Source organism: Actinosynnema sp. NPDC020468, assembly GCF_040642015.1.
Classification (GTDB): Bacteria; Actinomycetota; Actinomycetes; order Mycobacteriales; family Pseudonocardiaceae; genus Actinosynnema.
In genome coordinates this window covers 15,557-26,763 of the sequence record NZ_JBFAEO010000015.1, presented here as the reverse complement: position 1 = coordinate 26,763, position 11,207 = coordinate 15,557, and the positions used below count along the sequence as shown (strand labels likewise).

Sequence of the window (11,207 nt, the reverse complement as noted above, 5' to 3'; positions counted from 1 at the left end):
TGCCATGAGGCTGCCCCGGCTGACCACGCGTCAGCACGTCGACCTGCTCCGGGTCGCCAGCGCGCTGTGTCCGTCGCGCTGAGCGACGCCGCTTCCTCTCCTCCTCCGGCCGACGCCCCGCGCCCCGAACCGATCGGGCGCCCCGTGTCCGGCGACCCCTTTCTTCTTCACCCACCTTGATTCCTTGTGACAAGGAGTGGCAGGCACCCCCATGGGTTTTTTCGCGCACACCAGGATTTCCCGGCTCGCCGCCACCGGCGTCGCCGCGCTGCTCACGGTCACACTGGCCGCGTGCGGCGGCTCCGCGGACGCCGGTTCCGGGTCGATCGTGGTCAAGCTGGTCGACCCCGGCAACTACGGACCGCTCGCGTACGCCAAGAAGCACAACAGCTTCGACGAGCCGCTGGCCAAGCTCGGCGCGAAGGTCGAGTGGGGCGGCACGTACGCGTCGTTCACCGCGACGACCGACGCGATCCACTCCGGAGCGGTGAACTTCGCCGAGGGCGCGTTCTCCCCCGCGCTCGGCTACCTCGCCACGTCGGACGACATCAAGGTCGTCGCGGTCAAGGACGTGGTCACCGACCAGCGCGCGGGCGCGGGCGACGGGTTGATCGTGCAGCCGGACAGCCCCATCAAGACCGTCGAGGACCTGCGCGGCAAGCGGGTGGCGGTGAACAAGGCCGGTCGCGGCGAGTACCTGCTGCTGCTCGCGCTCAAGCAGGCGGGCATCCCGGCCGACCAGGTCGAACGCGTGTACCTGCAACAGGACCAGGCCGCCTCGGCCTTCGCCTCCGGCCAGGTCGACGCGTGGGTCGCGATCGTGCGGGCCTTCCCGCAGGCGGTCGCCAAGGGCGCCCGGGTGGTGTTCCGCGGCCGGGACCTGCCGTCGGACGACCTGAACATGTTCGTCGCGCGCACCGACCTGCTGTCCCGCAACCCCGAGGTGGTGCGGACCCTGGTCACGATCCTGTCCGGGTTGGACGAGCAGGAGAAGGCCGAGCCGGAGAAGTTCCAGAACGTGTTCGCCGACCAGGGCCCGACGGCCGCGACCGGCGTGCAGCTGGAGAACAACATCGCGATCGGCCGCTACGACAACGTGCTGCGGCTGCCGAAACCCGAGGACGAGGCCAGGCTGACCGGCGTGGCGACGGTGTTCGTGGACAACAAGGTGCTCGCCGCCAAGCCCGACCCGAAGACGGTGTTCTACGACTGGGGCGTCCCGAAATGACCGTGACGCCGCTGCGCGCCACGCCGGCGGCGGCCGGGCTCGCCGAACCGGAGTTCCTGGGCGAGAAGTCGCGCAACCGGTGGCTGTCACTGGCGCTGCGGGCCAGCGTGCCGACGCTGCTGCTGGTGGCGTGGTGGTACACGACGAGCCGCGGCCTGGTGTCGACCGAGGTGCTGGCCTCGCCCGGCCAGGTGGTGCGGGCGTTCGGCGAACTGGTGGAAACCGGGCAGCTGTGGGATTACGCGCTGGCCTCGTTCCGGCGCGCCGGGCTCGGCGTGGGCATCGGGGTGGGCGTGGCGCTGGTGCTGGGTCTGGTCAGCGGGTTGACCAGACTCGGCGAGGAACTGGTCGACGCGACGGTGCAGATCGTCCGCGTGGTGCCGTTCCTCGCGCTGGTGCCGCTGTTCATCTCGTGGTTCGGCGTGGACGAGGCGTTCAAGGTGGCGCTGATCGCGGTGTCGTCGGCCTCGCCGATGTACGCCTACACCTACCTGGGCGTGCGGTCGGTGGACCGCAAGGTGATCGAGGCGGTGCGCGGGTTCGGGTTGCGCGGCACGCGGTTGGCGATCGGGGTGATCCTGCCGAGCGCGCTGCCGAACATCCTGATGGCGCTGCGGATCTGCCTCGGCATCAGCCTCGTCGGCCTGATCGCGGCCGAGCAGGTCGGCGCCACCGAGGGGATCGGCTACCTGGTCACCCTCGCGCAGCAGTACTACCGCAACGACTACATGGTGCTGTGCATCGTGATCTACGCGGCGATCGGGATCGGGGTGGACCTGGTGATCAGGCTGGTCGAGCGGACCGCCATGCCCTGGCGGCGGCACGGGACGGCGAGCGGATGAGCGACGCCGTGGTGCGGTTGCGCGGCATCCGCAAGAGCTTCGGGGACAGAACGGTCCTCGACGGGATCGACCTGGACATCGCGCCGGGCGAGTTCGTCGCGCTGCTCGGGCCGAGCGGCACCGGCAAGACCACGTTGCTGCGCCTGCTGTCCGGGTTGCAGCGCGCGGACGCCGGCACCGTGCTGGTGCCGGAGGTGCGCACGGTCGTCTACCAGGAACCCCGGTTGGTGCAGGCCCGCCGGGTGCTGGCCAACGTCACGATCGGCCAGCGCGGCAAGGCGGCCCGCGGTCCCGGGCTCGCCGCGCTCGCCGAGGTCGGTCTCGCGGACAAGGCCCGGAGCTGGCCCGCCACGCTGTCCGGTGGCGAGGCGCAGCGGGTCGCGCTGGCCCGCGCGCTGGTCCGGCAGCCGGAACTGCTGCTGCTGGACGAGCCGTTCGCCGCGCTGGACGCGCTGACCCGGTTGCAGATGCAGGAACTCGTCGCCGAGCTGTGCGCCGCGCACCGGCCCGCCGTGCTGCTGGTGACGCACGACGTGGACGAGGCGCTGCTGCTGGCCGACCGCGCGATCGTGCTGCGGGACGGCGGTTTCGCGCTCGACCGGCGGATCGACGTGCCCCGGCCGCGCGACCGCGACGGCCACGCGGTGATCGCGCACCGCAAGGACTACCTCGCCGCTCTCGGGGTCAGCCCCGACCGTTCTCCCAGGAGAAGTGATGAGCACGCACACGCTTGAGCAGGACCGGATCTGGTACACCCGCTGCCCCGTGCCGACGGCCAGCGGCCTCGCCTACAACCTCGGCTGGCTGGCCGAGGACTTCGCCGCCGACGGGCTCGAGGTCGGCGTGCTCCAGGACGCACCGCCGGAGATCGCCGCCCGGCACTTCGACCACCGGCTGGTCGGGCTGTTCCGCGAGGGCGGCAACGTGCCCGCGCTGGTCGCGAAGTCCGAGGGCGCGCCGACCAGGCTGATCGGGTTGACCTGGATCGACGAGTCCCAGGTGATCGTGGTCCGGCCGGACTCGGGCATCACCGCGCCGGAGCACCTGGCGGGCCGCCGGGTGGCGCTGCCCGCGAAGGCCGCCGACCACGCCCGCAGCTTCCCCCGGGCGATGGCGCTGCACGGGTTCACCGGCGCGCTGGGCACCGTCGGTCTGTCCACGGAGGACGTCACGTTCGTGGAGGTGCCGACCGGGCAGGGCGACGTCGGTCGGGGCGCGCGGGGCGGCAGCTCGCTGTTCGGCGTCGAGGCGCTGGCCGAGGGCACCGTGGACGCGGTGTACATCAAGGGCGCGCAGGCCGCCGAGCAGGCCGCGGCGCACGGGCTGGTGATCGGGATCGACCTGGACTCGTTCACCGACCGGCGGTTCCGGGTGAACAACGGCACGCCGCGGCCGATCACCGTGCACGAGCGGATCCTGGCCGAGCGGCCGGACCTGGTGGCCCGGTTCCTGGTCCAGACGCTGCGCGCGGCGGACTGGGCGGCCGACAACCTCGACCGGGTCCGCGAGATCCTGGCCGGCGAAACCCGGTCCGGCGTCGACGGCGTCGTGGCCGCGTACCGCGACGGGTTCCACAAGGGGTTGCACCCCGACCTGTCCGACGAACGGCTGGACCTGCTCGACCGGCAGAAGGACTTCCTGCTGTCGAACGGGTTCCTGGCCCAGGACGTCGACGTCCGGGCGTGGGCCGCGCACGAGCCGCTGGCCGAGGCCAGGGCGCTGCTGGAGGCGGGCCGGTGACCGCGCCGCGCGTCATCTGGACCATTCCCACCCGGGGTGACGGCCGGGGCACCCGCGCCCGCGGCTGGGACGGGCCCGCGCCGCTGCCGGCGTCCATTCGGGACGGTCGCGACGGCGGGCCCGCGTTCACCCCGTTCGACTACCTGCACCAGGTCTCCCGTGCCGCCGAACTGGGCGGGCTGGGCGGCGTCCACGTGCCGTACGACCCGCACGGCGAGGAGTCGCTGGTGGTGTCCGCCTCGGTGGGCCGGGACAGCCGGTTCCTGGAGGTGGTGGCCGGGTTCCCGGCCGGCATCGCGACGCCGGTGTACGCGGCGAAGCTGTCCGCGACGTTGCAGCGCGCGTTCGGCGGCCGGCTGTCGTGGCGGCTGGAGGTCGACCTGGACGAGCGCGTGCAGCGGACCCAGGGCGATTTCGTCACCGGCGCGGACCGGTACGCCCGTGCCGCGGAGTTCCTGACCGTGGCGAAAGCCGTGTGGCACGGCCGGGACGTGGACTTCGAGGGCCGGTTCTACGAGGTGTACCAGGGCGGTTTCGTCGGCCCGCTGGCCGGGCTGCCGTTCCCCACCGTGTACCTGTCCGGCACCTCGGACGAGGCGTTGGCGCTGTCCGCCGAGCACGCCGACGTGCACGTGTTCGACCTCGCGCCCGACGACGAGTTGGACCACCACGTGGCCCGGCTGGGTGGTCGGACCCGGCTCGCGCTCCAGGCGACCGTGCACACCCGCGAGGACGAGGCGGAGTTGACCGACCCGGCCGCGTTGCGGGGCACCTACCGGCAGGTCGCCGACCGGATCCTGGCCTACCGGGAACGGGGTTTCGACACCTTCTTCCTGGACGCCGCACCCCGGCTGGAGGAGGCGCTGCGCCTCGCGCAGCACGTCCGTCCACTGCTCGCAGGAAGGGCCTGACATGACGATCGACATCTGGTGGCGGATCGGGATGGCGGGCGACCCGGAGTCGCTGCGCACCGCGCACCGGCAGTCCCGCGGCGACTGGGCGCCTGCCGGTCCGGACAGCATCACGCCCGGCGTGCGCGACGGCGAGCCGGACGGCTACGGGCTGCTGGACTACCTCGTGCAGACCGCGCGCGCCGCGGAGGGCCTGGGTTTCCACGGCGGGCTGCTGCCGTCGTTCCCCGGCACCGACGACCCGTGGGCGGTGGCGGCCGCGCTGGCCCGGGAAACCAAGACGTACAAGTTCATGATCGCGTTCCAACCCGGCTTCCTGAACCCGGTCCAGGCCGCGCGGATGACCGCGAGCCTGCACCGCGCGTCCGGCGGTCGGGTGGCGTACAACATCATCACCGGCGGAGGCGGGCAACCGCAGCTGTGGTGGGGCGACAAGGTCGCGCACGACGACCGGTACGCCCGCACGTCGGAGTTCCTGGACGTGCTGCGCGGCGTGTGGGACGGCGGCCCGTTCGACTTCGACGGCCGCTTCCACCGCGTCGAGGGCGGCGGCCTTCCCGGTCCGCTGGCCGGGTTGTCGTTCCCCGAGGTGTACTTCTCCGGCTCGTCGCCCGCCGCGATCGAGGCCGCGGGGCGGCACGCCGACTACTACCTGTCGTGGCTGGAGCCGTTCGACGCGCTGCGGGCCAAGTTCGACGCGGTCCGGGAGCGCAGCGCGGCGCCGAAGTTCTCGGTGCGGGTGGACGTCCTGGCGCGGGCGACCGCGGAGGAGGCGTGGGCGGACATCGAGCGCGGCTGGCGGCACGTGGAGCCGGAGGCGGTGCGGGCGCAGCTGTCGCGGGACGGCGGCGACTCGTTCGGCGTGCGGCGCGCGGTGGGCTTCCAACCCGAGTCCTTCACCGGGTTCCGCGATTTCGAGGTGGCGCCCAACGTGTTCGCCGGGTTGGCGCTGATGCGGCCGGGTCCGGCGTTCGGCCTGGTCGGCAGCTACGAGCAGGTGGCGCAGCGGCTGGACGAGCTGATCGACCTCGGCGTGGACTCCTTCATCCTGGCGGGCGGCCCGCACATCGAGGAGGCCTACCACGTGGCGGAGGGCGTGCTCCCGTTGCTGCGCGGTCGACTCGGCGCGCGTGGGCGGACCGAGCCGGTGACGCTGCGTGCGTAGACTCACCGCGGCGGCCGACGACCGGGAGAGGCGCTGATGGCGACGAGTGCGGCCCCGACGGGCGCGCAGGCGGTGCGGCGCGCGCTGGGCGTGTTGCAGTGCTTCGCCCACCTCGGGCCCGAACTGGGCGTCACCGACATCGCCAAGGCCATGGACCTGCCGATCAGCACCGCGCACCGGCTGGTGCTCACCCTGGTGGCGGCCGGTTTCCTGGCCCGCGATCCGGACACCGCCCGCTACCGGCTCGGCACCACCGTCGCGGAACTGGGGCAGCTGCACTACTTCCAGCACGGGCTGCACCGGCTGGAGCCCGTGCTGTCCCAGCTCTCCCGCGCCACCAAGGCGTCCGCGAGCATCTCGGTGCGCAGCGGGCACGACGCGCTCGTGCTGATCGGCGGCACGGTGGGCGCCGAGTCCTCCGACGGCATCCGGACCCCGTTGCACTCCACCGCGATGGGCAAGGTGCTGCTGGCGTGGGCGCCGCCGGGCGAGGACGACCTGGACGCGCTGCCCGACCTGGTCCGGCCGACCGAGCGGACCATCGGCGACCGCGCCGAGCTGCGCGCGGAACTGGTCAAGGTGCGCGCGGCCGGGTACGCGCTGAACGACGGCGAGAGCGAAACCGGCATCCGGTCGGTGTCGGTGCCCGTGCTGGACTCCGACGGGTTCAGCTACGCGGCGCTGACGCTGCGCGCCACCCCCGAGCTGATCACCTACGACCGCGTGCGCTGGTTCGTGGACCAGGCGCTGACCCGGGTCGACCGGGTCGCCGCCCTCCTGCTGCCCTCGCGGTAATCCCCTCGATTCCCCTTTGTCCCACCCGGCGCGCGTGTGCGCCGGGTACTTCGTCGCACTCGCCTGGAGGTTCGTGATGACCGTTCGCGTGGGGTACTTCCCGCACAACAACTCGCTGTTCGTGCTGCGGCACACCGGCATCCTGGAGCGCGCGCTGCCCGACGTCACGTGGGTCGACCTGCGGACGCTGCCCCAGGGCGAGCAGCCCGACCCCCGGTCGGGGCTGCCGACCGTCCACAGTGACCAGTTGTTCGCCGACGGCGGCTACGACGTCATCGGCACCGGCTTCACCCCGCCGATCACCGCGCTCGGCGCCGGTCGCGACGTCGTCTACATCGGCGTTTCCGGGCCCCGTACGGAGAACGGCCGACTCGTGGTGCCCGCCGACTCGCCGATCAAGGAGGTCGCGGACCTGCGCGGCAAGCGCGTCGGCATCGCGCACGGCTCGTGGCAGACCACGCTGCTGCTGTTCGCGCTCGACCGGGCCGGGTTGACCTGGGACGACGTCGAGCCCGTCAACACCGGCGCGGACGCGGCGACGTTGTTCCTGGAGGGCGGGATCGACGCGTGGACCGGCTCGTACCCGGACCTGGACCGGGTCGAGGCCCAGGCGCCGGTGCGCACGCTGGTGGAGACCGAGGGTCTGTTCAGCCACCCGTCGCTGTGGTTCACCCGCCGCGACTTCGCCGAGAACCACCGCGCCGAGCTGACCGCGATCATCGAGGCGCTCCAGGAGTCCGACCGCTGGATCGTGGCGAACCCGCGCGAGGCGGCCCGGTTCTTCGTGGACGACGCGGTCGCCCGCGGCGGGCAGGCCGACCTGGACTCGTGGGAGCGCGCGCTGCGGGGACGGCCGTTCGGCGTGAACCCGGTGGACGAGGCGTTCCTCGCCGAGCAGCAGCACGCCGCCGACCTGTTCACCGCGAACGGCCTGCTCCCCCGCCCGGTGACCGTCCGGGACGCGGTGCTGCCGTGGGTGGACGAGGTGGTCGCCGGCACGCTCGCCGCGCGCGCCTGACCCGGGCACCGGCGTCGACGGACACCTGCCGTCGACGCCGGTCCACAGTGGATGGTGGGGGCCGAGGGCGCGGACGCCTGCGCCGGGACGGCGAACGCGGGACCACGCCCCGGATTCGCCGACGAGCCGCTCAGGCGCGCCGTCGGTCGGGGCGGACGGTGGTTCGGGCTCGCGGTCGAGGAGACGACCGGCGGCCGTTCACGCCGGCACTCGACCCGGCTGCCGGAACGACCGGCAGCACGGGCCGGGGAACAACACCGGTGGTTCAGGCCGGCGGGCGACGTGTCGACCGCCGGCCTTCCGCTCAGCGCCGCGGGCTCAGCGGCGGAACACCTGGCGGCCGGCGAACCAGGTTTCGACCACCTTCGTGGTGTGCAGGTCCGCGGTGGGGCTGTCGAAGGGATCGCGGTCGAGCACCACGAAATCGGCCGACTTGCCCGGGCGCAGCGAGCCCGTGACGTCGTCCACGCCCATCGCGCGCGCCCCCGACAGGGTGAACGCCTCGACCGCCTCGGTGAGCGTGATGGCCTGCTCCGGCCACAGCGCGCCGGGGTGCACACCGGTCGGGTCCTGCCGGGTGATCAAACCCTGGATGCCCTCCCACGCGTTCGGCGACTCGCTGACCGGCCAGTCCGAGCCGCCCGCGACCAGCGCGCCGCCGTCGAGCAGCGCGCGGTTGGGCTGCATGCGCTCCGCGCGCTCGGCCGGCAGCACGTTCGCGATCGCGGTCGGGATGACGCCGGGCACCCACAGGAACGGCGAGATGTCCGCGGTCACGCCCAAAGCGCCGAACCGGGCCAGGTCGTCCGGGTGCACGAACTGGCCGTGCGCCACCTGGAACCGGGTGTCGGTGTGGCCCTCGGCGCGCAGCTTCTCCACCGCGTCGAGCGTGGCGCGCACCGCGGCGTCGCCGGTGCAGTGGATCTTGGCGGACAACCCGGCGCCGGCCGCGGCGCGCAGCCAACCCTCCAGCTCGGCGGGCGGCATGGTCGGCGCGCCGTGGAAGCACGCGCCGTGCACCTCGTCGGGCAGGTACGGGTCGAGGAACGCGGCGGTACGGGTGGGCGGCACGCCGTCGAGGAAGATCTTCACGAAGTCCGGCCGGTGGTGCTCGCTGCGGTAGCGCTCGCCGAGCGCGATCAGCTCGGAGCCGATCGGGTCGAACCCGAAGATCGGGTCGTTGATCAGCAGCGAGGACACCACCCACGCGGCCAGCTCGCCCGCGTCGTCCAGCGACTTCAGCGCGGTGAGGATGTCGACCGACACGCCAGCGTCCTGGAACGCGGTGACGCCGTAGGAGTGCAGGACGCCGATGGCGAGCCGCGACGCGGCGGCGTGCTGCTCCTCGGTCAACGAGCGGGTTTCCCGCAGCGCGCGCTCGACCTGCACGCCCGCGGCCTCCAGCAGCACGCCGGTCGGCGCGCCGGAGGCGGGGTCGCGCACGATCACGCCGCCCGCCGGGTCCGGGGTGGCCGCGGTGACGCCCGCCAGTTCCAGTGCCCGGCTGCTCACCCAGCGGTTGTGCCTGCTGTCGTCGGTCAGCATGACCGGACGCCCGCCGGCCGCCTCGTCCAGCGCGCGCCGCGCCGACTCCCGCGACAGGGTCTCGACCAGCGTCGAAGCCCAGGCGCCGCCGACCACCCACTCGTCCGGACCGAGCGTCGCCGACCATGCCCGGACCGCGTCCAGGATCGCCTCGAAGCCCGCGTCGCCGCCGAAGGTGAGCTCGAACAGCTCGGCCCGACCCGCCAGCGCATGGTGGTTGTGCACGTCGACCAGGCCGGGCATGACGAACGCGCCGCCCAGGTCGCGGACCTCGGTGTCGGGTCCCGGCTCGACGGCGTCCAGCGCGAGCACCCGCCCGCCCTCGACGGCCAGCGTGGTGGCCCGCGGCCGGTCGCGGTCGACGGTGTGGACGGTGGCGTTGGTCAGGATCAGATCGGCTGCCAAGGTTGCGGCCACTCCCCGGTCAGGTCGCGGACGGCGAGCGTCCCACGAGGCGAAACACGGAGTTCGTACCCGCTCCGCCCGGTGCGCGCCACCCGGCGCCTCACCGGACCTGCGGTCTGCGCACTCCCCGACCCTGGCAGTCTCGGCACACCACCCGCCCGGCGGAACCGGGCCGCGCGCGCTCGTGCGGCGGCGGACAAGAAGGATGCGCTGACGAGCAACCGACCGCGGGCGCGGAGTAGGGTCGGCGGTGACGGAAGGACATCCGCGCGACCACGTGCCGCGCCCACCGTTGGGGGCCACGCGCCCCCGTCCACTTCCGCACCCGCTCATCGGAGCACCTCGTGAACACCGTCCTGCCGAACGACCAGGCGCCCGCCACCCCCGCCACCGACCAGTGCGACGTCTGCCCGCACCCGTGGAGCGCGCACGACGCGCTCGGCGTGCGGTTCTGCACCGCCACCGCCGCCGCCGCGCTGTCCCGCGGCTGCGTCTGCCGGTAGCGCTACCGGCCCTCGGCCGGGCGCAGCGGACGCGACCACCGCACCTGCCACGCCCAGCCGAGCTTCTCGAACGCCCAGATCACCCGGGCCGAGATGTCGACCTGACCGCGGCGGACGCCGTGCCGGGCGCACGTCGGGTCGGCGTGGTGCGAGTTGTGCCAGGACTCGCCCATGGACAGGATCGCCAGCGGCCAGAAGTTGGCCGAGCGGTCCCGCGAGGCGAACGGCCGGTCCCCGATCATGTGGCAGATCGAGTTCACCGACCAGGTGACGTGGTGCTGGAACGAGATCCGGGCGAGCCCCGCCCACAGGAACGCCGTCAGCGCGCCCCACCAGGACATCGTGATCAGCCCGCCGAGCACGGCCGGCAACCCCGCCGTGACCGCGACCCACAGCGGGAAGAGCCGGTCCACGGCGCGGATGTCCGGGTCCGCCTGGAGGTCCGGTGCGAACCGGTCCACGTTCGTGGTCTCCCGGCCGAACAGCCAGCCCATGTGCGCGTGCCAGAACCCGCGCGCCAGCGCCCGGGGCGATGTGCCGAACAACCACGGCGAGTGCGGGTCGCCCTCGCGGTCGGAGAACGCGTGGTGCCGCCGGTGGTCGGCGACCCAGGTGATCACCGGGCCCTGCGCGGCCAGCCCGCCGGCCACGGCCAGCGCGATCCGCAGCCACCGCTTCGCCTTGAACGCGCCGTGCGTGAAGTAGCGGTGGTAGCCGATGGTGACGCCGAGCGTGGACACGGTGTAGAAGACCGCGGCCAGCGCCACGTCGACCCAGCTCAGCCCCCAGCCCCAGGTGGCGGGCACCACGGCGAGCAGCGCCAGGAAGGGCAGGGCGAGGAACAGCCGGATGGTCACCAGCTCGCCCCGGGTCCGGGGTTCCGCGGACACCGGTTTCGGCCCGGAGAGCGTTGTCGTGCTCATGACGGACTACCTGACTGGCGGACGGCGGCGCGGTTCCGCGCGAGCCGATCCGCCTCGTGACGACAAGTCGACGCCGCCGGACCGGGAGGGAGATGCCCGCGACGCGGTTGACGAACAGCGCCCGACCGCCGA

The 11,207-nt window shown here is 73.2% G+C and carries 12 protein-coding genes; 10 read left to right on the top strand and 2 right to left on the bottom strand.

Annotated elements, in window-relative coordinates:
- Nucleotides 1–4 precede the first annotated feature (4 nt).
- From AB0G50_RS13455 to AB0G50_RS13415, 9 genes are all read left to right on the top strand, one after another.
- Nucleotides 5–82, top strand: a complete 78-nt coding sequence (locus tag AB0G50_RS13455) for a putative leader peptide (protein ID WP_360106957.1) — start codon at nucleotides 5–7, stop codon at nucleotides 80–82.
- 129 nt (nucleotides 83–211) lie between these two features.
- Nucleotides 212–1,228, top strand: coding sequence for an NrtA/SsuA/CpmA family ABC transporter substrate-binding protein (locus AB0G50_RS13450; RefSeq protein ID WP_360106665.1), 1,017 nt, complete (start codon nucleotides 212–214; stop codon nucleotides 1,226–1,228).
- Entirely contained in the window at nucleotides 1,225–2,070 is an 846-nt protein-coding gene (locus tag AB0G50_RS13445; RefSeq protein ID WP_360106662.1) for an ABC transporter permease, read from the top strand. Before AB0G50_RS13450 ends, AB0G50_RS13445 begins: the two co-directional genes overlap by 4 nt.
- Nucleotides 2,067–2,804 (top strand): ABC transporter ATP-binding protein, encoded by a 738-nt coding sequence (locus tag AB0G50_RS13440; protein ID WP_360106659.1) that lies wholly within the window; start codon nucleotides 2,067–2,069, stop codon nucleotides 2,802–2,804. Before AB0G50_RS13445 ends, AB0G50_RS13440 begins: the two co-directional genes overlap by 4 nt.
- On the top strand, nucleotides 2,785–3,810 hold the full coding sequence (locus AB0G50_RS13435; protein WP_360106657.1) for an ABC transporter substrate-binding protein: 1,026 nt from the start codon (nucleotides 2,785–2,787) through the stop codon (nucleotides 3,808–3,810). Before AB0G50_RS13440 ends, AB0G50_RS13435 begins: the two co-directional genes overlap by 20 nt.
- On the top strand, nucleotides 3,807–4,721 hold the full coding sequence (locus AB0G50_RS13430; RefSeq protein ID WP_360106654.1) for an LLM class flavin-dependent oxidoreductase: 915 nt from the start codon (nucleotides 3,807–3,809) through the stop codon (nucleotides 4,719–4,721). Before AB0G50_RS13435 ends, AB0G50_RS13430 begins: the two co-directional genes overlap by 4 nt.
- Before the next feature lies 1 nt (nucleotide 4,722).
- On the top strand, nucleotides 4,723–5,886 hold the full coding sequence (locus tag AB0G50_RS13425) for an LLM class flavin-dependent oxidoreductase (protein WP_360106652.1): 1,164 nt from the start codon (nucleotides 4,723–4,725) through the stop codon (nucleotides 5,884–5,886).
- 36 nt (nucleotides 5,887–5,922) lie between these two features.
- A complete protein-coding gene (locus AB0G50_RS13420; RefSeq protein ID WP_360106649.1) occupies nucleotides 5,923–6,681 on the top strand; it encodes an IclR family transcriptional regulator in 759 nt (252 codons plus the stop codon).
- A 76-nt stretch (nucleotides 6,682–6,757) separates the two neighbouring features.
- Nucleotides 6,758–7,699, top strand: a complete 942-nt coding sequence (locus tag AB0G50_RS13415; protein ID WP_360106648.1) for an ABC transporter substrate-binding protein — start codon at nucleotides 6,758–6,760, stop codon at nucleotides 7,697–7,699.
- A 318-nt stretch (nucleotides 7,700–8,017) separates the two neighbouring features.
- Here the strand turns inward: AB0G50_RS13415 and AB0G50_RS13410 are convergent, their stop codons facing one another.
- Nucleotides 8,018–9,649: an amidohydrolase gene (locus AB0G50_RS13410; protein WP_360106646.1), complete on the bottom strand. Its 1,632-nt coding sequence runs from the start codon at nucleotides 9,647–9,649 to the stop codon at nucleotides 8,018–8,020.
- A 344-nt stretch (nucleotides 9,650–9,993) separates the two neighbouring features.
- On the opposite strand from AB0G50_RS13410, the gene AB0G50_RS13405 reads away from it, so the two are divergent.
- Nucleotides 9,994–10,152 (top strand): RGCVC family protein, encoded by a 159-nt coding sequence (locus AB0G50_RS13405; RefSeq protein ID WP_360106643.1) that lies wholly within the window; start codon nucleotides 9,994–9,996, stop codon nucleotides 10,150–10,152.
- A gap of 2 nt (nucleotides 10,153–10,154) precedes the next feature.
- On the opposite strand, the gene AB0G50_RS13400 is transcribed toward AB0G50_RS13405, so the two are convergent.
- Entirely contained in the window at nucleotides 10,155–11,075 is a 921-nt protein-coding gene (locus AB0G50_RS13400; protein WP_360106640.1) for an acyl-CoA desaturase, read from the bottom strand.
- Nucleotides 11,076–11,207: the final 132 nt, after the last annotated feature.